30 protein-coding genes are annotated in these 25,078 nt (G+C 41.7%); all 30 read right to left on the minus strand.

What is annotated here, in order from left to right; genetic code table 11:
* Positions 1–5: 5 nt before the first annotated feature.
* The 30 genes from DL92_RS0116980 to DL92_RS0117130 all read right to left on the minus strand — a co-directional run bounded on the left by DL92_RS0116980 (position 6) and on the right by DL92_RS0117130 (position 24,825).
* The gene (locus tag DL92_RS0116980) at positions 6–1,370 is read right to left on the minus strand and encodes an MATE family efflux transporter (protein ID WP_034469638.1); all 1,365 of its coding nucleotides are present in this window, start codon (positions 1,368–1,370) and stop codon (positions 6–8) included.
* Between the two features lie 90 nt (positions 1,371–1,460).
* On the minus strand, positions 1,461–1,925 hold the full coding sequence (locus tag DL92_RS19830) for a GNAT family N-acetyltransferase (RefSeq protein WP_051199059.1): 465 nt from the start codon (positions 1,923–1,925) through the stop codon (positions 1,461–1,463).
* A 38-nt stretch (positions 1,926–1,963) separates the two neighbouring features.
* Entirely contained in the window at positions 1,964–2,824 is an 861-nt protein-coding gene (locus tag DL92_RS0116990) for a GNAT family N-acetyltransferase (RefSeq protein ID WP_026668384.1), read from the minus strand.
* Positions 2,825–2,849: 25 nt separating this feature from the next.
* Complete coding sequence (locus DL92_RS0116995; RefSeq protein ID WP_026668385.1) at positions 2,850–3,395, minus strand: GNAT family N-acetyltransferase; 546 nt, start codon at positions 3,393–3,395, stop codon at positions 2,850–2,852.
* 570 nt (positions 3,396–3,965) lie between these two features.
* On the minus strand, positions 3,966–5,507 hold the full coding sequence (locus tag DL92_RS0117000; protein ID WP_026668386.1) for an ATP-binding cassette domain-containing protein: 1,542 nt from the start codon (positions 5,505–5,507) through the stop codon (positions 3,966–3,968).
* A gap of 420 nt (positions 5,508–5,927) precedes the next feature.
* On the minus strand, positions 5,928–7,967 hold the full coding sequence (locus DL92_RS0117005; protein ID WP_197027277.1) for a HelD family protein: 2,040 nt from the start codon (positions 7,965–7,967) through the stop codon (positions 5,928–5,930).
* Between the two features lie 187 nt (positions 7,968–8,154).
* A complete protein-coding gene (locus tag DL92_RS0117010; RefSeq protein ID WP_026668388.1) occupies positions 8,155–8,952 on the minus strand; it encodes an alpha/beta fold hydrolase in 798 nt (265 codons plus the stop codon).
* 47 nt (positions 8,953–8,999) lie between these two features.
* On the minus strand, positions 9,000–9,746 hold the full coding sequence (locus tag DL92_RS0117015) for an alpha/beta hydrolase (RefSeq protein ID WP_026668389.1): 747 nt from the start codon (positions 9,744–9,746) through the stop codon (positions 9,000–9,002).
* Between the two features lie 142 nt (positions 9,747–9,888).
* Positions 9,889–10,317 (minus strand): NUDIX hydrolase, encoded by a 429-nt coding sequence (locus tag DL92_RS0117025; RefSeq protein ID WP_026668390.1) that lies wholly within the window; start codon positions 10,315–10,317, stop codon positions 9,889–9,891.
* Positions 10,318–10,476: 159 nt separating this feature from the next.
* Complete coding sequence (locus DL92_RS0117030) at positions 10,477–10,668, minus strand: hypothetical protein (RefSeq protein ID WP_026668391.1); 192 nt, start codon at positions 10,666–10,668, stop codon at positions 10,477–10,479.
* Between the two features lie 6 nt (positions 10,669–10,674).
* Positions 10,675–10,884: a hypothetical protein gene (locus DL92_RS0117035; protein ID WP_155841215.1), complete on the minus strand. Its 210-nt coding sequence runs from the start codon at positions 10,882–10,884 to the stop codon at positions 10,675–10,677.
* Between the two features lie 144 nt (positions 10,885–11,028).
* Entirely contained in the window at positions 11,029–11,988 is a 960-nt protein-coding gene (locus DL92_RS0117040) for a D-2-hydroxyacid dehydrogenase (RefSeq protein WP_026668393.1), read from the minus strand.
* Between the two features lie 408 nt (positions 11,989–12,396).
* On the minus strand, positions 12,397–12,558 hold the full coding sequence (locus DL92_RS20885; RefSeq protein ID WP_242845880.1) for a YbaK/EbsC family protein: 162 nt from the start codon (positions 12,556–12,558) through the stop codon (positions 12,397–12,399).
* 25 nt (positions 12,559–12,583) lie between these two features.
* Positions 12,584–13,780 carry a helix-turn-helix domain-containing protein gene (locus DL92_RS20890; protein WP_081816944.1) on the minus strand — a complete coding sequence of 399 codons (1,197 nt, stop codon included), beginning with the start codon at positions 13,778–13,780 and terminating at the stop codon, positions 12,584–12,586.
* 137 nt (positions 13,781–13,917) lie between these two features.
* Complete coding sequence (locus DL92_RS0117055) at positions 13,918–14,415, minus strand: hypothetical protein (protein WP_026668394.1); 498 nt, start codon at positions 14,413–14,415, stop codon at positions 13,918–13,920.
* A gap of 127 nt (positions 14,416–14,542) precedes the next feature.
* Positions 14,543–14,890: a type II toxin-antitoxin system HicB family antitoxin gene (locus DL92_RS0117060; RefSeq protein ID WP_026654270.1), complete on the minus strand. Its 348-nt coding sequence runs from the start codon at positions 14,888–14,890 to the stop codon at positions 14,543–14,545.
* Positions 14,887–15,147, minus strand: coding sequence for a type II toxin-antitoxin system HicA family toxin (locus DL92_RS0117065; protein ID WP_026654269.1), 261 nt, complete (start codon positions 15,145–15,147; stop codon positions 14,887–14,889). The genes DL92_RS0117060 and DL92_RS0117065 overlap by 4 nt, the downstream gene beginning before the upstream one ends.
* A 71-nt stretch (positions 15,148–15,218) precedes the next feature.
* Positions 15,219–15,989 carry an MBL fold metallo-hydrolase gene (locus DL92_RS0117070; RefSeq protein WP_026668395.1) on the minus strand — a complete coding sequence of 257 codons (771 nt, stop codon included), beginning with the start codon at positions 15,987–15,989 and terminating at the stop codon, positions 15,219–15,221.
* Between the two features lie 23 nt (positions 15,990–16,012).
* Positions 16,013–16,447 carry a GNAT family N-acetyltransferase gene (locus DL92_RS0117075; RefSeq protein ID WP_026668396.1) on the minus strand — a complete coding sequence of 145 codons (435 nt, stop codon included), beginning with the start codon at positions 16,445–16,447 and terminating at the stop codon, positions 16,013–16,015.
* Positions 16,448–16,499: 52 nt separating this feature from the next.
* On the minus strand, positions 16,500–17,057 hold the full coding sequence (locus DL92_RS0117080; protein WP_026668397.1) for a hypothetical protein: 558 nt from the start codon (positions 17,055–17,057) through the stop codon (positions 16,500–16,502).
* A 27-nt stretch (positions 17,058–17,084) separates the two neighbouring features.
* Positions 17,085–17,645: a chromate transporter gene (locus DL92_RS0117085; RefSeq protein ID WP_026668398.1), complete on the minus strand. Its 561-nt coding sequence runs from the start codon at positions 17,643–17,645 to the stop codon at positions 17,085–17,087.
* Positions 17,642–18,214 carry a chromate transporter gene (locus DL92_RS0117090; RefSeq protein WP_026668399.1) on the minus strand — a complete coding sequence of 191 codons (573 nt, stop codon included), beginning with the start codon at positions 18,212–18,214 and terminating at the stop codon, positions 17,642–17,644. The genes DL92_RS0117085 and DL92_RS0117090 overlap by 4 nt, the downstream gene beginning before the upstream one ends.
* 19 nt (positions 18,215–18,233) lie before the next feature.
* Positions 18,234–18,671: a GNAT family N-acetyltransferase gene (locus tag DL92_RS0117095; protein ID WP_026668400.1), complete on the minus strand. Its 438-nt coding sequence runs from the start codon at positions 18,669–18,671 to the stop codon at positions 18,234–18,236.
* A gap of 31 nt (positions 18,672–18,702) precedes the next feature.
* Positions 18,703–18,849, minus strand: coding sequence for a hypothetical protein (locus tag DL92_RS20895; protein ID WP_197027278.1), 147 nt, complete (start codon positions 18,847–18,849; stop codon positions 18,703–18,705).
* A 488-nt stretch (positions 18,850–19,337) separates the two neighbouring features.
* Positions 19,338–19,703 (minus strand): ACT domain-containing protein, encoded by a 366-nt coding sequence (locus DL92_RS0117105; protein ID WP_026668401.1) that lies wholly within the window; start codon positions 19,701–19,703, stop codon positions 19,338–19,340.
* Positions 19,704–19,761: 58 nt separating this feature from the next.
* The gene (locus DL92_RS0117110; protein WP_026654263.1) at positions 19,762–20,769 is read right to left on the minus strand and encodes a hypothetical protein; all 1,008 of its coding nucleotides are present in this window, start codon (positions 20,767–20,769) and stop codon (positions 19,762–19,764) included.
* Positions 20,762–22,141, minus strand: coding sequence for a radical SAM protein (locus DL92_RS0117115; RefSeq protein WP_026668402.1), 1,380 nt, complete (start codon positions 22,139–22,141; stop codon positions 20,762–20,764). Before DL92_RS0117115 ends, DL92_RS0117110 begins: the two co-directional genes overlap by 8 nt.
* A 47-nt stretch (positions 22,142–22,188) precedes the next feature.
* Entirely contained in the window at positions 22,189–23,100 is a 912-nt protein-coding gene (locus tag DL92_RS0117120) for a hypothetical protein (protein WP_026668403.1), read from the minus strand.
* A 110-nt stretch (positions 23,101–23,210) separates the two neighbouring features.
* Positions 23,211–24,101 carry an AraC family transcriptional regulator gene (locus DL92_RS0117125; RefSeq protein WP_026668404.1) on the minus strand — a complete coding sequence of 297 codons (891 nt, stop codon included), beginning with the start codon at positions 24,099–24,101 and terminating at the stop codon, positions 23,211–23,213.
* Between the two features lie 97 nt (positions 24,102–24,198).
* Positions 24,199–24,825, minus strand: a complete 627-nt coding sequence (locus tag DL92_RS0117130; protein ID WP_051625403.1) for a nucleotidyltransferase domain-containing protein — start codon at positions 24,823–24,825, stop codon at positions 24,199–24,201.
* Positions 24,826–25,078: the final 253 nt, after the last annotated feature.

Consider the following 25,078-nt stretch of genomic DNA (forward strand, 5'->3'; position numbering starts at 1 on the left):
CTCTGTCACACTCCCGCCGGCCAACCTTCATGTTTCCTTATCCTTGCATAAATAATGTATGAAGCAATGACCGTAAACATATCCGCGACAGCCTGCGTCCACACGATTCCCGTCATTCCAAACCAGTGATTAAACAGAATCAGAATAGGGATATTAAAGACAATCTGCCTTATCACCGCAAGCCAGAACGATTCCTTGCCGCGACCGATTGCCTGCGCAAAATGAACCATCGAAAAACAAAGGAACATCAGCGGCGTAGCAAAGCACCTCGCACGAAGGAACTGCGTTCCAAAGCGCACCGTGTCGGGATCTCCGATAAATGCCCTCATGATCAAAGGCGCAAATGCATAATACAAGATCACACTCACAACTCCTATCGCAAGCCCCACTACTCTGCCGAATCTGAAGATTCCGTCCATTCTTTTTCTATCACCCGAAGAATAACTGTACGCGATAAGCGGCACCATTCCCATGCAAATTCCGATTCCGATATTAAGCGGCAGACGCTCGGCTTTCAGCACGATACCGATGGCAGCCAGCTCAACATCGCCATATGACGCTGCCAGGCGATTTATAACGATCGTACACAGGTCAAAAAGAAGCACTCCCACAGCCGCAGGAATTCCCACTCCAAATATTGAGTAAAAAGACTCTCTCGAAGGATATTCGCCGTTTGTCCTAAATCTGAGAATAGTTTCTTTTCCCGCCTTATGGTAAGTAACGATAAAATACACCGAAACCACAATATTACTTAGCATAGTTGCAAGCGCGGCACCCATAACCTGCTTTCCGTCAGGCAAAATCACAAACATAAAAATAGGATCAAGCACAGTATTAAGCACGCCGCCCATACTAAGCCCAAACGATGCCTTTGCCGAAAGTCCTATGCTTCTTAGCATTGATGAAACCGTGCTGCTGAAAATAAACGGTACTCCACCGATAACAACCACAAAAAGCATGTACTGCCTGGAAAACTCAAGCACATTTTCGCTCGCCCCAAGAAAAACAAGTATCTTCGTCATCCCTATCAAACTAAGTAATGAGAAAAGGCATCCGACTCCCAGCGCCATACATATACAGGCCGCTGACACTTTCGATGCTTCTTCATCATTACCCGCACCGATAAGGCGCGCAATAAGCGTACCTCCACCAGCTCCAAAGATATTTGATATCACAATTGTCAGCATATAAATCGGCATCACCAGAGAACAAGCCGCCACCATGTACGGATTATTTGTCCTTCCGACAAACCACGTATCCGCAAGGTTATATATCAGTGCAATCAGCTGACTCGCAATCGCCGGAAGCGCCATCACTCCCAGCGCATGCGGTATATTATCTTTTTCAAAAAGAAATTTCTTATCTTCCATGAGTTTCTCTTTCGTTGGTATCCGTCCTTTTGGTCCATAGGGACGGGGGTTGTGGTCCATTATTGCACAACATATAATATATACCGTTTTTCACAGATTTTTTGCCATACACACCGCTCCGACCAGATTATCATACGGCGGATAATTCTCGATTTTGCTGTAGCCAAGCTTCTCATAAAGTCCAACAGCATCAGCCATTATCGCTCTTGTTTGAAGAATTGTTCTTTTATATCCAAATTCTCTAACTCTATCTTCAATCTGCTTCATTAAATCTTTGGCAATGTGCCTGCCTCTGTAATCAGGTTCCACCCAAACACGCTTAATCTCAGCATCATCGTTCGAATACGGCTTAAATCCTGCGCATGCAACGGCAACATCCCCGATATATGCAATAAGCACATTGGGTATTCCGTCAGAATGGTTATATGGCACAAAAGCTCTTCTGTTCTCTATTCCGCCAACAATCTTGCTGTAATATTCCTCTGTCTTTCTATAAAACTCCTGAAAATCCTTATTACTTCCGTCTGTCCAGTTATAAGCAATGCTGTCTGACATAAAATCTCCCTCTTAAGCACTATTCATGTGCTTTCCCATCAAGCGTGCGTTATCGCCTGAAACATAAACTCATCCTCACCGTTTTCGTCGAAGAACTTCCCTCTTACAAAAAGATGTGTATCTTCCTCTACAACCTCGCTCTTATCATAACCTGTCGAATCGTTCGGTGTAAATGCGAGAATGACTTTCTTAATTTCTTTTCCAAAAGCAGATATCACGCGGTCTATCGCGCCACTACCGACAACGGCATGAAGAATCAAAGTATCGTCCTCAATCTCTGCAATCGCATAACTGTCACAATCCTCGATATAAAAAGTATTTTCCCTCATGAACTGAGCCAGGTAAAACATGTACAGCCCAGCGTTGGAAACCATATACACCTTGGCATTTTGCTCGGTTTGATTAAGAATTTGCACCATTTTGTCCCAATCTCTCTTTTCCGACATTGGAACAAGCTGCGCAGTCCGCTCTGCATCATTATTAACAGCCTTACTAAACTGAAATTCTCTACTCTTTCGAAAGCCAAACTTAGGATAGAAATCAACGACAGAATCGTTTGCAAAAAGATATATTCCATCAACTTTGTTTTCGTAGTCTTCAACAATCTTCTCCATCAGCATCCTTGCGTATCCCCTCCCCCTGTAATCAGGATCGGTCATTACCGTTCCAATCTGGATAAGCTTAACAATTCTGCCGTCATAATTCATATTGCAAGCATTCACCGAAACATTCGAAACAACTTTTCCATCGATAACGATCGAATACGGAATGTAATTATCTTTCCAAAAGCCGTTTCGGTACCAGTCTTCAAAATTCAGCCCGCCAAACACCTTGCCTGCAAGCTCATTGAAGGAATTTCTGAGAGATTCGTTATCTCTGTAATTCTTTTCGATTGTCATATTACAAACCCTTCCTTATAACTTGTCACAGCTCAAGCAACATATATACAACTTCCTGATACCCGCTTACTCTTGAGTTAAAACCTCTGGGATTGCGGCCATACTCCACAAATCCCATCTTCTTGTATAATGCCACCGCTCTTTCATTCTCTGCAACAGCATTTAATTCCAGCTGCGTATAGCCTGCTTCTTTAGCGCATTCGATGCAAGCCTCCATGAGTGCCTTGCCAAGCCCAAGTCCCCAGTATTCCTTCAAAATAGCTATGCCGAGCTCCGCGCGGTGCTTTAGCTTGTACTTTGCTCCAACCGCTTCGATACCAGCTGTTCCGGCGACAACACCGTCTACCACTGCAACTATCTCAATCTCATTTGGACTCTCCGTTTTCTCCTTAAGAAACTCCGCCTCCTGCTGCGCATCGAAACTATTTTCATCAGGATAGGATAAAAGATAATCCGTCTCCGCATGAGTCTCATTAAAATTCACAAAAACAGCCTCGCCATCAGCATATTCGCCGTTTCGAAGAAGTGCCTCTCTTCCGTTTTTTAAAGTAATAATCTTGTTATATTTCATTTCTATTCTGTCCTCCAAAATTCTGTACGGTCCATTTTACGTCTGCCTGTACCGTACGCATCTTCTGTTGCTCATCTGTGCGGTGCTAATTTACTTTCCTGCACCGTACAGATCTTATCCCGCGCCTGTGTGCGGTGCTTATTCACTTCCCCGCACCGTACATATCTTCCACGACTTTCCTGTACGGTGCATATTAGCTTTTCTGCACCGTATATATCTTATGCCGCTCATCTGTGCGGTGCTAATTTACTTCCCCGCACCGCACAGATCTTCCACGACTTTCCTGTACGGTGCATATTAGCTTTTCTGCACCGTATATATCTTATGCCGCTCATCTGTGCGGTGCTTATTCACTTCCCCGCACCGTACATATCTTCCACAACTTTCCTGTACGGTGCATATTAGTTTTTCTGCACCGTACATATCTTATGCCGCTCATCTGTGCGGTGCTCTTTCACTTTTCTGCACCGCACGCATCATACGCCGCTCCTCTGTACGGTGCTTATTCACTTCCCTGCACCGTACATATCTTCCACGAATTATATATATGTTTCATCCAACATTCCGTGTTCATTTAGTTTCCTCAAGCCCCTCACTCGTAAGCAAATATCTCTTCGTGCACACTTCCTCAATATACTTCCTATCATGCGATATGCTGATCACCGCACCGGGAAAAGAAGCTATCATCTTCCTGATAACAGGTCCCGAAAGTGGCGAGAAGTTACGCGTTGGCTCATCCAAAACAAGCACATTCGCATCGGAAAGACTCATCTTAAGAAGTAGTACCTTCGCCTTCTGCCCGCCCGAAAGCTCCCTGATCGGATGCTCCATCTCATCCGCGGTATATTTAAGCGAACCAAGATAAGTCCTGATTCGTGTGCGAATTTCCTTATCCCCCGTGTCATCCAAAAATTCCACCGGCGTCACATCAAGCTCAAGCAAATCCTCGTAGTTCTGCGGCATATACTGAACCCGTAGGTCCCCTCTTGCAAGAAGCTCATCCGCGATTAGCCTAAGAAGCGTAGTTTTCCCAACTCCATTTGTTCCAACAATGCATACCTTCTCAGGTCCTCTTACCCTTAGAAAAATATCTTTTGCCAAGACCTTTGAACCATCGGGCGCAACCAACTCATCAAGAGAAAACTCGATAACCGTCTTACCTGCCGGCATCCTCGAATTTTCTTTTCCCAGTTTAAAAAAGATTGCCTCCTCCTGCTCAGGCCGCTCCGTTATGTTCGCATCCTGCTTCTCAAAGCGCTTTTCCATCGACTTCACCGCGCGCATTTTATCCTTAAGCATCTTTCCGACTCCCGGCTCCTGCCGCGAAACATTCGAAAGCGCCCGCTCAACCTTATCATGAATCCTGTTGTATCTCTCGTCACGAAGCTTCTTTTCCTTACGGTCATTAAGCGCAAGCTGCTCCTGCCTCTCGAAAGCCTCCGCTCTATGCGCAATGTAATGCCTGTAGTTGTCCTTCACGACCACGTAACGGCTCTTGGTCTTGCGCATGATCTGCTCGATATGAATTATCACATTGGCCGTGTTTTCAATAAGCGTCTCGTCATGCGAGATGAAAAGAACTATGTGCTTCCACCCATTTATCAGCCTCTCAAGCAGTTCGAGCGTGCTTATGTCGATATCATTTGACGGTTCATCTAAAAGCAGAACCGTCGGCTCGTCAATCAGTATACGCATCAGCTGCGCCTTTACTTTTTCGCCACCGGACAGACTTCCCATCTTTTGATCTGCGTAAAAGAAATCCTTAGAAACCCGGAATTCATTTGCCATCTCCGAGAGTTCTTTCGGTGTCTTGTCAAAAAAGCTCCCGGCTTCCGAAAAGTAATCATAAAGAGTTTTTTCTTTTTCCCATTCAGGAAGTTCCTGCGGCAGATAGCCAAGGACTTCGTCGCCAAGAATTCTCTCGCCTTCGCACTCTGCGTACTCTTCTGCAATCTCCGGATTGTAGATCCATCTCATCAGCGTGGACTTCCCGTTGCCCTCCTCGCCGATTATCACGGCTTTATCGCCATTATTAAGAGTCATATTGAATTTATCAAGAATGACGCGCAGGTCCTTGCGGTGCGTTATTGTTAAGTTTTTTACGTTAAGCATATTGTTCCTCCAAAGGTAAAATGATGAGTACGTAAGGAAGCTCTGCTCTCGCATTCGCTCGCCAAAATGGTCCACTACCCCCGTCCCCTGGGACCATATGGAAAAAGAAAAAGCCTATTCTGCATACGCAAAATAGACTCACACAAATAGACCCACATTACATATAGGCTAAACATGCATGATAATCCAGATTAAGCGCACACAAAACAGCCGCCGTAAGCAGCCTCATCATCACTGATAGTGTTCACCTAAACTAATTATCTTCTGTACATATCCTCACCTAAACGCTACGCGTTCTTTCTTTATATTTTTATACTATTACATGCTAACATCGATAAGCCCGCCATGCAAGCGGTTTTTTAAGCCTTCTGCATGAAAGTCCGCCGAAGGCTCACAACCTTTTCCAAACTCAAGGATTTCTTAAATATTCTCCGTCAACTTCCCTTTCGCCAAAACAGCCAGATGCTGCGTAGCTCTGGATACAGCCGTATACAGGCAATGTTTGCCGAGTTCATCGGAAGGATAAGACTCCGCATCTGCATCGGCCAGGATCACGTTATCAAACTCAAGACCTTTCGCAAGTGCAAGCTCTATCAAAAATGCACCTTTCTTTGGCAAACTGTCGCTTTCAGCAATAAGCTGCGGTGCTTTATCTCCGAGCGCCCCCGCAATCTTTTCAAGGCTGTAACCGCTTCTGCAAATAACTGCAGTGAGGCCGTCTTTCTTTTCAAACTCATTTATAAGAGAAGTAAGCTCCTCATAATACTCGCCATCTGAAGCACAGGTCTTTATAACAATCTCTTCTCCCGAGCGCTTTACCGATGAGACCATCATTTTCTTTTCCTGCGGAAGGAGCGAAGCGAACATTTCTGTTATCTCCGGTGAACTTCTGTAGCTTGTCATAAGCGGAAGCTCCACGAATTCTTTTCCTGCCGCTTCTGACATCTCTTTTATCCGGTCAAAAGAAATCGTGCCTTTTCTAATTGCCTGGAACTCATCTCCAAGCAGCATAAAACGCGCGTTGGGGAAAAATTTACTAAATACCATGAGCTGTGCCTCAGTGTAATCCTGCACTTCGTCGATCATGACATAACGCACATTTCTATCACACTTACCTGTAAGCTCCATCTTAGTATAGATCCACTCCGCAGCAGTGATATACTCGCTTCCGAGAATACGCTGCGCAACATGCTTGATGTTGACGAAATTACAACGTCTGATAAAGCTAAGCGCTCCGCCAAAGTCATTTTCAATGCGGTTTTCCTCAGCCGCATCAGATCCTGCCGAATTCTCGGAATCCTCATTAAAAATATCTTTGCTCCTTAGAATGTTTTTGGCCCGCTCTTCAAGTTCATCCGCAACCGTCTGGATCAGGCGCACTCCCATCGGGAATTTGGAAAATCTTTTTACCACATCAAACACATCGCTCTTTGACATCACAGTCTTGCCGTTGTGAGTAATATTGTAGAAATCATCCTCTTCGGGGCTCAACGTAAGCAAAGCATCATGGATCTTCTGCAAACTTCCGTCACCTGTGCCGTCATATTCGTTATCCGCAAAAGGAACGCCCACTTTCTTAAGAAACTCATGCCACGTCAAAGTCGGCGGATTGGTCTCTCCAAGATCCGGAAGGACATTGTCGATATAATCGCGGAATACCGGATTAAGGGTTAAAAGACATACATGCTCGGGACGAAGTGTCTTTCTCTTTTGATAAAAAAGATATGCTATTCTCTGCAAAAGAACCGAAGTCTTACCACTACCTGCAATACCGTTCACCAAAAGAACCTGCACATCGGGATACCTGATAACCGTATTTTGCTCTTTCTGAATTGTGGCTGTAATAGCCTGCATCTTGTCAGAGCGGGTCTGCGAAAGAGACTTAAGAAGCATCGGATCCTCAATCGCAATCTGTGTATCAAAAAACGAAACAAGCTTGTCCTTATTTATCTCAAACTGACGACGAAGCCTTAAGTCAACAGGTATTGTCCTGTCCTCAACCATGTAACTTGTGTGCCCGTTCTCCTGATTGTAGTAAACTTCGGCAATCGGAGATCTCCAGTCTACAACCATCTGATCATAGCCGTTTTCTGAGATTGCAGCTCGTCCGATGTAGTAACTTTCAGGCACACTCTCGCCTTCAAACACAAGCTCGATCTTTGCAAAATAAGGCGACTCCAGAAGTTTATTGACTGTCTCGAGTCTTTTACCCAAAGAATTACTCTCAACATTGTAGGTATCAATGTAACGGTTCCATACCTCAATCTCAGCGAGAGTCTCCATCGTAGTCTCAACATCTGCGTAATCAAAACGGATGTTGTCACGAATATCATTTTTATCTTCAACCGCTTTCTCATTCAGGGCAGTAATCTGCTCCTCGAGATTCTTCTTAATATCCAGCAGTTTATTATAGGTCTTTGTCAAATGGGCCTGTTCATTTTCAAATATTTCATTTCCCATGTCATTTCTCCATACATGCATCGCATGCACATTTCATCATTCTTTAGTTCTGCATATAAATTGTAAAGAAATACTCCTCAATTGTACAGCGTCAAAAAATATACGCATAAAAAGTAGCACTTTTTTCAAATCCGAAAGTGCTACCTAAAATCAGACGTATTTATTATCATATCACAAGCTTACAAATTTATCTCTCACAAAACTCCAGCACTCTGTCATAAAAATCCTTTGCTTCTTCAAATGCGCCGTGTCCAAGTCCATTGTAGATGTATTTATCGCTCCCCTTGATGCCGTCGCTAAGCTCTGCTGCCGCATCATTTCCTACCGTTTTATCATCGCTTCCCGCAATGATCAGCGTCGGCGCGGATATCTTTGAGAGTTCATCACGTACATCAAAATCCAAAATCGCATACGCATTCTTATAAAACCTATCATAACTTGCAGGCTTGGTAAGCTTTGCAACAAGCGGAAATATTTTTCTGTTCTTATCAAGGTACTTTTGCGAGTACATTTTTTCGGCAGTATCAATCATAAGCGTCTTGTGATCATCTCTCCTTGCCATATCGATCCACCCCGTCACAGCATCCTTCAGAACAGGATTGGCATACGGCGCCGTCACAGCAAGAATCAGCTTTTCAACCATCTCAGAATGATTTACGGCAAGACATTGTGCTATCATTCCGCCCTGCGACACGCCAAGAACAGAAGCCTTCTCAATTCCCAAACTCTTCATCGCCAAAGCCAGATCATCCGCCATATCCTTGATGCTGTACCCATCCGGCATGTCTTCCTTCCTGCTAAACATATAAACGGTATAGTCAGCCCAAAATTTCTTGTATGAACCCGCAAGAATCCACGCTTTTCCTTTCACCGTAGCAAGTCCATCCGACAATCCCGGCAAAACAACCAGTTTTTTCGCCCCATCTCCAAAAGCAACATAATGCATCACAGTATTGCCCAAAGTTACGTAACCATTCTTTTTCATGTTTCAAGCCCCATTTCATCCAGTTATTTAGTGTAATTAATGGTCCACTACCCCCGTCCCCCGGGTCCATTCAGCACCCACGAGAACGCCTTCGCAGTCCTTATGTCCGCATCCTTGAAGTGGTTTCCTTCATTCCATTCAAGCATACTCATAACGCCTTGCTTCCGCAACAGGTCAAAAGAAATCTCAATGCAATCCGCAACAGTCGCCATTACGGGATTCTTTGTCTTTGCCTCGCGATTTCCAAGACTCAGATACACCCTGTCCGCATTGATCTTGCCTGCTTTCATATGATCAACAAATCCCGGAAACCATATAGACGGCGAAGCTGCTGCCACTCCGGTAAAAAGATCTGTCTGATAAGCCGCCCACAGCGCAAATAAGCCCGCGAGTGAATATCCGCCGATGAAGTATTTCTTTTTCTCACGTGATATTCCCGTAACTTCTTTGCCAACTGTCAGCGGTGAAAACAATTTATCTTTAGTCTTCTCTGACAGTGCCTCATCATTCGTATACTCAGACAGCACATTATCACTTCTCAAATCCTGTAATAATTCTTTCAGCGTCTCACCCGCACCGCCTCCAAAACCTTCATCTCCAAACACTGCAGGTGCCTGCCACGGCGACAGCTCCATATTCCAATCTTCAACCTTATAGGCAAGCAAAAAGAAATCGTCTCCGACATTCTCTTTTATATGCGCAATTTCTTTTTCCATCCCCGAAACTTCGTGTTCCCCGATCATCTGTACAAGTACATTTGCAGAATCGGGATTTCCGTATTCGTAACGTTTCATCCGATAAGCCTCCAAGCCAGCATATTAGCTACATTTGCTCTATTCGGTTTCATCACCGTAAAATCATGATTAGCATTGTTTCCATCATCGGAAATCAAGCTCAGTATCGGTTTCATCACCAAAATCATGATCAACATCGATTTTAACCTATAAATCCGCGTCTTTTCGCCTCATCAATCAGCTTTGGCTGAATCAGCGGATAAGTCAGCTCTTGCGGCACCTCATCAAATAACGCAATTCTCTCGATCTCACTGTGGAGCTCTTTTTCCAGCTCTTTAATCTCAGCATAGAACAGGCCGCCGAAAGTTTCCGCTCCATCGAACTCATCAGGCTCCGTAACCGAATAGATGCAGACAGGTTTGATATCATACTTCACCGCGCCGGTCTCCTCATAAAGCTCACGCTTTGCAGCATCCAATATGGATTCACCATCTTCTCTGTGCCCGCCCGGAATCTCATATGTACTGCGCTCTCTGTGCTTGCAAAATACATACTTTCCATCCATCTTAGCAATAATAACCGCAAATTTAAGATGTGAATCTTCCATCTTGTCGTAAAATTTTATCTGCATGCTTTCACCTTCGTTCTATATTGTTGTGGATTGATTTCATGGCGCCGATTGACTCAACCTGGTGATTTTCTTTTCCGCAGTCATGCGGCTCCCCCGGCAATTGACTCAACTTAGCATTTTCCCCTCTGCAGTAATCCAATTCCGCTCCTGCGAATGACCCTATTCCGCAATTTCCTCTTCCAAAGTCATAGCATCTCGCAAAGCCATATGACCCAAATCAGCTTTTTCACCTTCTAGGGTCATAGCAGCTCGCAAAGCCATATGACCTAAATCAGCTTTTTCACCTTCCAGGGTCATAGCATCTCGCAAAGCCATATGACCTAAATCAGCTTTTTCACCTTCTAGGGTCATAGCACCTCAACAAGCCATATGACCTAAATCAGCCTTTTCACCTTCTAGGGTCATAGTATCTCGCAAAGCCATATGACCTAAATCAGCTTTTTCACCTTCTAGGGTCATAGCATCTCTCAAAGCCATATGACCTAAATCAGCCTTTTCACCTTCTAGGGTCATAGCAGCTCGCAAAGCCATATGACCTAAATCAGCTTTTTCACCTTCTAGGGTCATAGCAGCTCGCAAAGCCATATGGCTCAGATTGCCATTTCTTCTCCTGCAGTCATCCGATTACGCCCAAGCAGTTGACTCAACGTGGCATATTCTCTTCTGAAGTCATCCGATTACGCCCAATCACTCTTCGCCCCTACACCTGTATCAATACCCTCTCGCCTTATCAACCACATGCTTAAGCGGCCTGCCCTCGGCGTAATTGACCATATTCTCGCAGAACATCTCAACATTTTTATCAAGCGTATGATCAAGTGTCAAATTGCCTGCCACATGCGGCGTTATGATCAGGTTCTTGGTATTCCAAAGAGGACTCTCCTCCGGAAGCGGTTCGTTTGCAAATACATCCAGCGCTGCCCCCGCAAGCCTTCCACTCTCAAGATTCTCTACAAGTGCGCTTTCATCAATCGCCGATCCGCGTCCGACATTCACAACATATGCGCCCTGAGGCAGAAGTGCCATTCTTTCTTTGGATAACACCCCTTCTGTCTCCGTAGTCCCCGGAAGACACATAACCAACAATTCGGTATCACGGAGCACTTCATCAAGCTCATCAATTCTGAATATCTTGTCAAAAGAACTTTCGCTGCATTTTCCACTCCTGCACACGCCTACAATACTCTTAGGCTCAAACGCTTTCGCTCTTTTTGCAAAAGAACTTCCGATATCACCGGTACCAAGCACTGTAATCCTACAGTCTTTAAGCGATTTCTGAGGCAGAGGTTTTCCCCATTCACACGAAATAGACTTTCTGAAAAAGACATGCATCTGTCTCATCAACATAAGACTCAACATGACTATATGTTCTGCAATACTGACTCCATATGCCCCTGCAGAATTAGTAATGATGCAGTCCTCATTTGCAAATACACCCGGTTTCAAAAGAAAATCAACACCAGCTGAAGGTGCACAGAACCACTTAATATACCTGCTCTTTCCGATTGTTTTTAATCCTGTTCCATAAAAGACTTCTGCATCCTCAAACCCTTCCGGGATACTGTCTTCAGAATCTATAAAACAGACTTCAGCACCGACTTTATCTGCCATTTCGCTGATCATATTCTTGTGCCTCGATTTTAATGCATTGTTATAAACAATTACTTTCATCTAACCCCCATCCTTGTATATCAATTACAAAGCTGTATCATCATCCTTGGAGAGACAGCTTTGTAATCCAAATAGACTCTTTTTGCCCTCACACTAGAATTCAATTACAAACTTTATATCCGTAAAAAGCCATTTAGCATTCACTTATTTCTACGTGTACAAAATCTATTTATGGATTCTATGTCCGTATTATTACTCCTAAATCCACTTACCTCTACGTGTACAGATCAATTCTAAGGTTTTAATGTCCGTAAAGTCACTTCTACATTAGCTCATTTCTACGTGTACAGATCCATTTCTCAGATTCTATGCCCGTAAAGCCATTACCACATTCACTCATTTCTGCGTGCATAAATCTTTTTCTCGGATTCTATACCCGTAATACCATTCTCTATTCGATGCAAGAAGTCAGCCTTGCACAATAAAAGACAGCGTCTTTGCAATCTCAGACTCCGTGCATCCAATCTGCTGCGCCGCATGTTCAACAGTATCTATAGTCTCCGCATGCTCTGTAAGCCTGTCTCCAAAACCTTTTTCTTCAAGAAATTCTTTTACCTTTATATTAAGCATTATTTTAGCTCCTCCAATCTGCTTTTTATCTTAGATTTCCTGAAGGTACGCGCCCCTCATCTTCGGGAGAATATTCACTCCAAATTCCCTTTGAAAACCCAAAACTGTAAATTGAAAATCTTTCAAGTGTAGATCCATTCTTCAGATCATATGCATTTAAATCTTTTTTCAAATACTCCGTTTGAATCGTCCCCGATTCATCATTCGCTATATCGGGATGTGATAATAATACATAAATAATCCGCTTATTTTCATTATCGATAAGTGCATACTCATAAACACTACTATACCCGTCCGATGCAACATATGCAGGAAACTTATAGCTTTCAGTATCATATATGATATTTCCTATATGATAATCACTATCCTCATGCTTTGATTCGAACACCGTGCAAGATATTTCTGACAAACGTTCGACTTCTTTTTTGAACTCATCGTCTTCATATGTGGCTGAAAGAAATATATATCCATCCGTATCAAACATCCCTGATTTTAGAGACGATTCATATTCTACAGAAACAGCATTTTGGCCATCATTTGGAAAAATAAATAATCCGGTATCAAGATCAGATCCGTATTCTTCAAGCAAATACTCTTTATCATAGTTATCGATTCCCGACTTCTTATCATAGGGCTGGCTAGCCTCCAAAAGGCCAAGTCCGATAATAACCGTACTCATCATGATAAATTTTATGCTTATTACGATAAGCAAAATGACAATTACACGCACAACTGTTGTAAAATGTTTTTTCTCGGCAAGTTTTTCCAATATTCCATTGGCATAAAGCGTTGTTATGGCAAATGCCACCAATCCCAAAAAAGATAATACAACCGCCCCAAACCTGAATATATTAGGCTCATATTCAATGCACTGAAACACAACTGCCAGAGTCAGAAACATTGTTCCTATCAGGCTGATTATCCTTACCCATTTGAAAAGACTGCTTTTCTCCGTTCCTGCGTAATCTGCCATTTTGTCGGCAACTTCTTTTATTTCTTCATTCATCCCGCTTTTCCTTTCGCCATCAATTATTTCTCGCACATCCACATCGTAATAATCAGCAATAGCGGACAAAAGAGAAATATCCGGCATATTAGATCCTGTCTCCCAACGTGAAACGCTCCTTGAAGACACACCAAGGAGCTGCGCAAGTTCTTCCTGGGTAATCCCTTTTTCTTTTCTCAAGTCTTTTAAAAATAAGCCTATCTTCTTCTGATCCATGGGATACCTCCTTCCCTTGCATGATAATTTAATCCGAAGCAGCATTAACACGACACAAAGCGGGAATTGCCGTATTTACTGCATTAGACAGTAGTGTCTATAGTTCTTTTTCCCAAAAAAATCCCTATAAAACGTAATCATTTCACACGCTTTCCATGTATTTCACAATCAAGAGTGTAAGAGCCATCATCAGAAATCATTACGTTTTTCCAAGTAAAACTGTTGTCAGTAATATCAGAAAAAATCCAATAGGTATTCTCTTCATCCAGAACCTTTCCCACAAGTTCATTGCCTTTCTTATCAAAACGCAGTCTCTTCATACAGTGATCGCATGTATATACAACATCATAGCAATTCTCAAAATGATTAAACATGCGCAAAGAAGAGCCGTATTCGCCATCCGGCTGAGGCGCTTTTTCTTTGGTATCACGCGACGGAAATATAAAAACATCCTGTATTCCCGCACCTTCAAGCACTCTTCTAAAGAGCCATTCGCCTTTCACATATCTTTTTTGACCATTAAATTCATCATAGTAATCACAATCCCAATCACCAATAAGCGGTGCAAACCAGTCATATTCATCTGGGATTTTATCAGTTTTGACAGATAATAATGCATCAACAAAGCTATCCATTTTTATACCTTCCTTTTGGCTTCCTCTAAGTCATCTCATAAAAAAAACTCAAGAATATGTAATATCAAAAAAGTACCGCACGGATTATGTTTCGCTTGGTACTTTTATATACTAATAGTATTTCAATTTATCCTTCAAGAATATCAAGTTCATCATCTATTGCCCTTGATACAAACTGATTTATCGTGATTCCCTCATTTGCAGCGTATAAAGCGATTTTTTTATGCTGCTCCGGTTTAATACGCACATTAAAAGATCCTTTAAACTCGCGTTCAGGTTCTTTTCCAACTTGTTTACAGTAATCAAGGTAATTATCTATACAGTCGTGCATTGACTGAGTTAGCTCCTTTACAGACTCTCCATGAAAATTCAAAGAGTCATTGATTCCAAGCACATGACCTATAAAAATCTGGTCCTCACTGTCAAACTCAACTTTTGCATGATACCCATTGTATTCCATCAATGAACTGATCATTCTATCTCACCTACTTCCTTCAAAAAAGCTTTAATCATTTTGATATGGTATCGATATAATTCGTTTCCCGGATGTGGTCCATCAAACTGAAGTATTCGCTTAGTTTCCACATGATAATAACCTATTCCTGAACCTCTTCCACCTTCAAATTTTTCACATCCACACTGCTTCATCAGAGCATCAAGCTCTCGTATGGTAAAGCTTGTTGGTGCCGGTTTTGACAACAGTTTTTCCAATAACTTAGATTTCTTTGGCACAGCAACTCCTTTGCAACTATTTTCCAGTTACACTATAACATTTTGCAACATCCCAGTCAATTTTTTATTACTTACCGATAGCATATAACACTCGCAGTCTGGTCATACTCCTTATCGTTTTCAAGCTTGAACGGATGCTGTTTTGCCACGCCGCCGAACCAATTGTATGGCAGGTCATTTTCTGTTTCGCCGTTGCATATTTCAACTGCACCTTGCCGCATACACCTGAGCAATGATATGTCGTCAAAGCCTGTCGCATGCCCGTGCAGTAGCACATCAGCCTCTTTTTCCAAGAACATGATCTTATCAAGCGCCTTTACGTACTCATTCATCTCCGGGCAGCCGTCCAATTGCATCCATAAATGATGGTTAACGGAATCACCTGTGAAAAGAATCCTCTCCTCCCTTAGAAGCAACAGAATTCCGCCGGGAGTATGCCCCGGAAGTTCATATACTTCAAGTGTCTTTCCTCCAAGATTTATCACATCACCGCCTTTGATCGGCTTAAGAGGCGGAACAGAAACGCCTTTATCATTACATATTTCCACAAATTCAGGCTCATTAAAAAAAGACGATGCCATTTCAAAATCCTTAGGATTCATGTATGCCTCATCAAAGTATACATTCCCAAAGATATGATCCGGATTGCCATGCGTGTTTACAACAACGATCGGCTTGTCAGTAATTTCCCTGACAACCTTGTGAAGGTCATTATAGCCATTCATCGTATCGATCACGCAGACTCTTTCATCGCCTACAACTATGTACCCCGTCGCTTCGTGCGCCTCATCCATAAGATATAGAAAAGGCTTTAATTGCTTAATATACAATTCTTTTTCCATACAAAAGACCTCCCGAAACATTATCATAGTCTCATATCAAATGCCTTTTTTGAATCCCCGTCAAATCCTTTGCTTTCATAAAATCTATGCGCCTCTCCCCGTGCAGTTCCGCTTTGAAGAATAACCTTATAGCAATCCTTCTCTTTCGCGTATGCTACGGCCATATCAATGACCTTTGACGCCAATCCCCGATTTCTGTATTTCTCATCCGTTACTACATTTTCAATAAAGCAGATACCCCGATTGTTTCTTGTAAGATTAGGAATATACACCGCATAACAAGTAGATACTACCTTGCCGTCATCAACCGCTCCAAAATATTGAATATTCGGATTATTCTGAATTTCCTGCCACACAATCTTACTTTTTTCTGAAGATAAAGAATCATCAGGTTGAAGCTGTTTGTATAACTCAAGCAATGACAATAAATCCTCTTCCGTTAGTTTTCTAAATTCCATTCAAATCCTCCGGCTTGGTAAATCACGTTTTTTTCACCAAACTTCTAAAATCTTATGCTATATCAGCCTTCATCATCGGGAAGTTTTCTTTGAATTTCTTAACGAACTCAGGCTTTTTATATGTGATAAAAGTTCCGTTCGGGTCACCGAAAACTATCAGCCTTTTCTCAATCCCCTTTTTCTCAAAAACTGTATTTAAGAAAGATATGAATTTAACATCAAACCAATCGTAATACACCTTGGCTGTATAGTTGAACGCTTCCCCGTTACATTTAAAAGACACTTCACTTGTTCCGATTCCCTTTTCAAGAATTTCTTCCGAAACATTATTGTTTACATCACTAAAAGACAATTCTCCGGCTGAAATATCTTGGATTTCTTTTAGAAATTCATCATACCCGATGCCTTCAAAATCTGTAAGGAATGCATCCGAAAACGAAACAGCCGCCAGCATAAAGACGACAATCTCTTCTTCGCCCAAGTCCTCAAGCATATCCCTTGGATATTTTTTCAAAGATTCTACAACCGAGGCTTCATCTGCCTTAGCAGATAATCCGGCTTCTTTTATTTTAGGGAAAAATTTTTTTACCAATGCATCAAGATCAATCATTTTTCTTCCTCCTATGCTATTCGCTTTCTATAATGAATATGCCACAATTCCCACCACTGCCGACAAACAAATAAGCATGATAGGATTCAGGCCCTTTTTCAAAACCTTCCTTGAGCCAAAATATATAAGCGCAATAGCGCATGTCAGCCCGATTGTGAGAAAATCCGCCTTGGAATCAAATAACAGTCCGCAGTTTTTTACGAGCATATGTGTTCCCGTAACCAAAATAATACCGATAATACACGGCTTTAATCCACTCAAAACCGCTTTTACATATTGATTTTGGAGGAACTTATTCATAACTACCATGATCAGCAAAATGATGAAAAAAGCCGGCAACACAACCGCTGTAGTGGCAATTGCCGCACCTATAAGTCCTCCTTTTTCACTTCCCACATATGTAGCCATGTTTACCATGATCGGTCCGGGAGTACTTTCGCTTATTGCGATCATATATGTCAACACCTCTTCATCGAGCCATCCATGAGCCATAACCACATCCCTGATAAGTGGAATCGCTGCATAGGCGCCACCAAAAGAAAAGAAGCCGACTTCCAAAAAGCCTATGAGCAAATCAAGATATATCATTTCTCTACCCGCTCCTTTTCCGCATTTTTTATCATAAATACCATAAGTCCAATAACTGCAGCCGCGAGCATCAATACCATCGAAGATATATTTAGTGAAAAAAGATTGATCACTACCGTTGAAATCACAGCAAAGCAGACCATTGAAATCTGCAATGGCGCTTTTTTCATCTTTTTTAGCATCTTTAAAGCTGCGTCTATGATAAGAATTCCCACCGCTATCTTGATTCCCCTAAAAGCATTTGCTACCCGGGTTATCTCAAGAAAATGATCCAGAAATCTTGATATTAAATAGATAATTATGAAAGAAGGGAGCACCACCCCAAGCGTTGCTGCGATTGCTCCCTGTAATTTACCTTTCTTATATCCGACATAGGTTGCACAGTTAATCGCTATAGGCCCCGGTGTAGACTCCGCGATTACCGCAACCGTCATCATTTCATCATGTGTTATCCATTTTTTATTCTCAACGCAAATATTCTCTATCAGAGAGAGCATCGCATAACCTCCGCCAAAGGTAAACAATCCTATTTTGGCAAAGGTAAAAAACAATTCAAATAATACAGGCACTTTAACGTCTCCTTAATTATCACAAAGCCATTCTCATCGAAGCCACACCGTCAGTGCAATCCACTTCTTCAAAACCCATGCGCTTATACAGACCATATCCAACGCTCATCACTTCCGGCTTGGTAGTAAATTTCACTTCTTTAAAACCAAGCTCTCGGCTTCTGTCCAACATCTCATTCATAAGAATTCTTGCATAACCTTTTCCGCGATAATCAGGCTTAATATACAGTCTTCGCGCTTCACAGGTTTCATCATCTACATGTTTAATCGCGATAGTAGCTATAGGATTTTCATTTTCAAATCCAATCAAAAGAGCTCCGCCTTTATAATACGTGCCAAGATCCGCCAATTCTTTATCCAATGATACAAAGCAGCTCTCGGCACCTTTTATTTCAGAGTATTCCCTGATCAGCTTTTTCGCTACTTCGTAGTCCTCGCAGTCCTTTATTTCAAACATTTAATTGCCTCTCCTTTTATAATGTATTTTGTCATATATATTTTGTATCCGGCTTATCATGTTCATCAAACTCACGCCTTAGCGTAATATTGTGTTGTTTTGCCATTCCATGTATTCGGACGTAATAAGCACCGGCCTGCTGCCATGTTTCCAGTGCCCTAATAACTTGTATGTTCATAGTACCCTTTCCGGACTCAACTTAAATACAGCGGAAATTTATAAAGTTGCATTTCCCGCTGCCATAATCAAGACAAAAGCTTGCTTTTCAACAGCGGATTTTATAAAAACGTTTATTTCGCTGTCATAATTAAAAAAATGCTTCTTTTTCGGCGGCGAAAATCATACATTCACCGGTTTCCGCCGCTTTATCTCCACTTCTATTTTCCGTAAAGCAAAACTTTAAACGTAAAACTTTAAATTCGCATTTCTTTTTTAATCATGACCTCTTGATTTCGGCGACTTAGCTTACCCACTTCTTACAAATAGTATTTGCTAAAACAATAGTTGCGATAGAATTGCATTTTATACATTCTTGAACATGAAGTTCAAGAATGCATCAACCAAGCTAATTTGAATCGACTTCGTCGATAGGGCTTGGTTGACTCCTGAATCATGTTCTCACGAAATCCGCAGCCAGTGCGGATTTCTGTAATTTCAGTTAAGATATCATACTATTATATACCCTTCAGACGCCAAAACGTCCAACGCTCGCTCAAAGTTTTCTTCTTTCACAAGAATATAATCCGTGTTATATGTCGACACAGCGAAGATTCCGATTTTATGCTCTGCGAGTATGCCGGACAGCTTTGACAAAATGCCAATCAATGAAAAATCAAGAACCCCCTTAATACGAAAGCCTCTCCAGCCATCATCACGCTCGAGCGTGTTTTGTGGCGCATCCTCCGTTCTGCACACCAATGACAACTCTTCATCAGTCTTACCGATAAAGTAGAAAGGGGCATCCATGTTAATATTGGATGCCTCTGCAACTTTGCAAACAGTAAGTTTATGCTCAATTCTCTTCAATTCCATATGTAATCGTTTCCTCCATAAACTTCACCCCCATGCGCTTATACCCCTTTTATACCTCTTATTTCTTCAGCGCATCGTAAATATCCTTCGTATACAGCCTGGTGCCATAAAAATCTTTTCTGGAGCAACCGGCACGGCCACCTCCTGCACATGCGCATGCGCAGGCACAGGCGCAAGCACATCCGCCACCACCGCCACCGTCATGGACATGGTAATTACTACTTGTGCTCTTATTAAAATCCTGATCTATATAAAACTTTGCACCAAGTCCTCTTTTTTCCGAATATCCATCTTCACGTACCGCCTTACACACACTCATAAGGACAATGCATATAAGCAGTCCGCCTAATGGTATAACCAATAACATAATACTGCATAATTGCTTGTCCTCGTCAGTATATAATTCGCTAATGTCAGCTCTATGTTGGTCATTCGAAGGTTTGTCGCTTACATTTCCCGACATATAGTCATATTGATTTATGTCATAAGAAAGTCGTGCAGTTTCTTTCAGATTATATCCACCGGCATCATTGACCCATACATAATATCCGTTCTCAAGCTTAGGATTACCTCTGACATCCAAAACATCCTCAGCATTCCAACGAACTACCACTTTATCTACCGGCGTATCCGGAAACCATCCCGGAGTAAATTTATAATTGACACAATCTTTTTTCATTTTAAAAAGATTTTTTTGATGAAGCGAAAAATCAAGTACCAGTGTTTCGCCTGCCGTATATCTTTTATCCAGGTTAAGCCTTACGTAATCGCCATCATCAATGTAATGACTTATGGAATCAATATTGTCGGAAATCGCTTTAAATTCATCGGCATATCTATTGGCTAATCCAACCTTTACCCAAGTTAACGGTCCCTCTGATTCACTATCCAATACCTCCCATACGATATGATACGAAATATCACAGGAGCCATCTTTACGCATATCTACCGTCACTTCATAATCATGAATGTGATCTAAAGGTTTTGCCGCCTTTACAACCGGGCAGTATAACAAACTTGCAAAAAAAATTATTGCAACAGCAAACCCAAATATTCTTTTATTCATGTACTACCTCCCCTTCATTCATTTTACGAAGAGGGCATATTCCTTCAGCCTTTGCAGACTCCATTCGAATCTTCTTACATTTTCGCCCATTCCAAATCTTCTTCCAAGAATCCTTGAGCATATCGCCAAGGGTATCATCGGATAGCCAACTTTGACATGGTATTACCCTACCGTCCGGATTAATTGCCATATTGCTAAGGCATGCCCCGCAACTTGGTACGACCATGTGAAGCTGCGCTAATTTTCCACTATCAATCCATCCCGGAGATGTAAAATCTATTTCCATGTCATGATTGTCGGTATATTCTTTTGCAGCTCGTAATATTTCATATAATTCATCACTTGTAAGCTGGGATTGTCTTGATGCATCCGAAGTAGCATTTCCCGTGACAATCAAACCTGAACAAGTCACGTATTGCACACCTAATTCGTGCAGGAACTCCAGCATACCTACATAATCCTTATTAAGTGAACATAATGGTGTATTAACACTTAAATTCAAACCTGCTGCCAACGCATTTTTTATTCCGTTTATCGTATCATTGAAATGCTTTGAACCAACCAGCTCATTATGCACTTCTTCAATATGCGAATACAAAGTTACCTGAACACTGTCAAGTTCAGCGTCCATCAAATCCTTAGACAACTGCTCTGTCAGAAGTATTCCGTTAGTATTTAATCGCGTCACAAACCATCGCGAATATCGAATCAGCTCAACTAAATCTTTTCGCAAAGTCGGCTCTCCACCGGTAAAAGTAAGCTGAGGTATTCTTGCGCTCTTACAACAATCAATTACCTTCTTCCATTCAGAAGTTGACAATTCTTTAGTTTCCGCATATTTTTGGCCTGCGGCGTAACAATGAAGACAATGCTGATTACATGCCCAGTTGCCGTCTTTTGTCATGGCTGATACCATAAGGTCCATTCTATGTGGCGCTGTCATATGAGGTGCATACTCAGAAAGACTCATTACTCCAATATCAACAGCAGGAAGCTCATTTCTTGCAATGTCATCAAAAGTGCTGACGATTGTTTGCAAATCTTCTTTCAGAAGCTCGTCTGATACTGTTGGATATACTTTTCTTACGCGATGAAAAACACCCAGCAAAATATCATCAAGAATTTCCCGGCTCATCTGTCCATCGCCAAAACTATTAACCCCACGAACAAACTCGGTTAAAAGAATCGCCCATGCCTCATTGATTGGCAACACATCCTGACCATTTAAAATAACCGTAGAAGGTGCAAAATGAAATAATCTAAATTTGGGCGGAATCATGTGGATTCTGATCACACCGGGTCCGTTTGGATTCCATGTCGTATGTACAACGCCCTTCCACTCTTTTAATTCATATAATTTTTCACGTATCATATTTTTTACCCATATCAATTATTATGCTAAAAAAGTCTTCCAACAAATTACAACCATAAAATAGCGCACTGCATGGCATAGTTTATTCCAAACACCAAAACTACATATATAAATCCCCAGTATGGTCTTAAAATTCCAATGCCATCATCTCGCACCAATCCGGTCTCATCCGGCATTTTTTCTCTGATTTCCATTTCATTTTTATAATTGTAATAAGCACCTTTGGACAAGAAATACAAAACAAATATCTCAATTATTCCGCAAAAAAATGCTGAAGCAACCGCTCCCTTATGTCCACCTGAATCAATCAACATAAGAAATAAGAACATGTTAAAAAACATTACTATCAGTTGATGCTTACGACTCCTGTGGTAAAAACAGCGCTTATCCAGTAAATCGATGTTTTCCTTCGTGAACTTCGGCAGTTTTTCTCTGAGCATTGGATCAACTTCAGCCAAATAATCAACGAACATTTCATATCGTTCTTCCGCTTTTTTTCGCTCACCTAAATGACCCACATTATAAAAGAAAACTATCTTCTCAAATCCCAGCCAAAATTCAATGCCGCGGCTTCCTATGCGATAGTGTCCTGCATTTATAGATTCTGCCCATTCACTATAGCTGTGCTGTTTTGTAATCCCAAACGGCCACTCATATATGATTCCATCCGGATTCATTCTAAGTACACGCTCATTCATTTTTTCCCTAAATGCATTTTTCACAAAAAGCAGATATACTGCCAGTACAAACATTATGACTATGTTTGCATTTGTTCTGGAACTGACGGATTCATCGCTCCACAAAAAAATTAAACCAAATAAAACTGAAAACACAAGTAACCACATGCCCAAAAATTGCCACAGAAAATCATACGCTCCTTCTCCCAGTTCTGCGCGCGGTATATCATTTAAACTTTTGATTTGCCTATAAGTTCTTTTATTTTCTTTTACAGCTTTCATAACCCCCACTCACTTCTTACAAATAGTATTTGCTAAAACAATAGTTGCGATATAATTGCATTATATACTATATGTAATCGTTTTCTCCATAAACTTAAAGTTGCTGTTTTTTACTTCTTCTTGATCGGGATCCACAGCTCGCAGAATATATCCGGCCTGGTTCCGTCGTAGTAAAGTTCATAGTCAGTCTCTTCAGATGCTTCATAGCCCATCTGCGGCAAAAACTCCTTATAGAACTTTACCCAGGTCTTAGCGATGCAGTCGCCGTCTTCGCCTACACAGTCAAATACCACATACGTACCGGGATTGACGTCCCAGATGCGGAAACCTTTTTTCTCCAGATCATTCCGGTCAAATTCTGCGGTATCCTCATCTATGATTATACCGATGCCATATTCGAAAGTATCTTTCCCTTCTTTCGTAGGACTGCAAAGACCGTATAGGTCTCGCTTTCCGTCCTCTCTCAGCATGTAGATCGGAGAAAGCATCTGCTTACTGTTGCACTCTCCCCAGAAGTCCGCTACATCGTGATTTGCTTCGTCGTTAATGATACCGTTGCCGAACTCTCTTACCAGTGCAATAAACTTCTTTTCCTTTGTTTGAACAATGCGATAATCCATACTCTTACCACCTTTCACAGATATAGTAATCGTAAGCGGATTAAAAAGCACAAGTTTGCAGGCTTCTTCTCTGGCTGTTTTGGGCGCAACACCATGAAATCTTGTAAACGCTTTGGTAAAACTTTCCGGTGTCTCATATCCATACTTCATCGCCAGATCGGTGATCTTCGCATCGGTCTCCACAAGTTCTTTTCCCGCCAAAGACAAGCGGCGGTTTCTTATATACGCGTTGGCCGTTAAGCCCGTCACGAAACTGAAAGCCCTGTGAAACTCGTAGCTCGACGTGTGCACCTGCTTCGCTACATCTTCATAGTTGATTTCCTCGAGAAGATGCTCCTCCATATACGTGATGGCTTTTTGTAATGCTTCGATCCATTCCATGCTTTTGTTCTCCCTCTTACACAGTCCATTATGGACGAGATCCGGATTAGGTACATTTCCTCGTTTGCGAAGATTTGTCAGGATGATGTCGTGCTTCTTATTTTATATCCCTCAGCGCTCTAATCCACTGAGCCAGATTGTCTCGATTCATCTCTTTTAATGCACGAAAGTATACGTCAAATGCCACCGGATCATTTTCCTTCATAAATCGCAGTGCCTTTTTAGGGCCATGATAATACAAATGCTTTATATCAAAATAGATTTCCAGACTGTCCATAAGAAGCCAGTGCCACCTAAAATAGCCTTCCACATCTTCTCTGACAGTTCTTGCAAGCATCTTTTCGCACCAATTAATCTCTTGTTCTATTTCATCATCAGATTTCGTCGAAGCTTGGTCTATATGCTCATTTACTTTTCTAATTAGTTTTTCTGCCGCTCCATTCTGATCCTGAATTATAATGCCATCAAACACTTGAAGAAATTTCTCGGGATCATACTCAGAAAAAAACTTTTTCTCAGGATAAATCCAAACATCCAAAACAGCATCCGCAACTAAAGACGAATCATGCTTTTCAACATCTCCGGCAATCACAAGCGCATCAAAATCGCTATTTTCATTGGCACTACCATCAGCATATGATCCGTACTTGATAATTGCAGTAGGATTGTATGTCTTTTCCAAATACTCCACTATTTTCTGCTCTCTATTTAAAGTCATATCCATAGTCATCACCTTCGTAAAAAAATTTATGGTGCCTCATCTGTACCGGTTTTAGCGCCGGTTCTTCACTGTCCCTATATATTGCAGCGAGTTTTCGGCGGAATTTATAAATTTGCATTTCTCGCTGCCATAATTAAAGCCAATACTTGCTTTTCAACAGCGATTATTATAAAACTGTTTTTTCCCGCTGTCATGATCAAGGCGCAAGTACTCTTCTCGACAGCGGATTTTTGTAAAACTATATTTCCCGCTGTCA

This window comes from Butyrivibrio sp. AE2005 (genome assembly GCF_000686965.1).
Lineage (GTDB): Bacteria > Bacillota > Clostridia > Lachnospirales > Lachnospiraceae > Butyrivibrio > Butyrivibrio hungatei_A.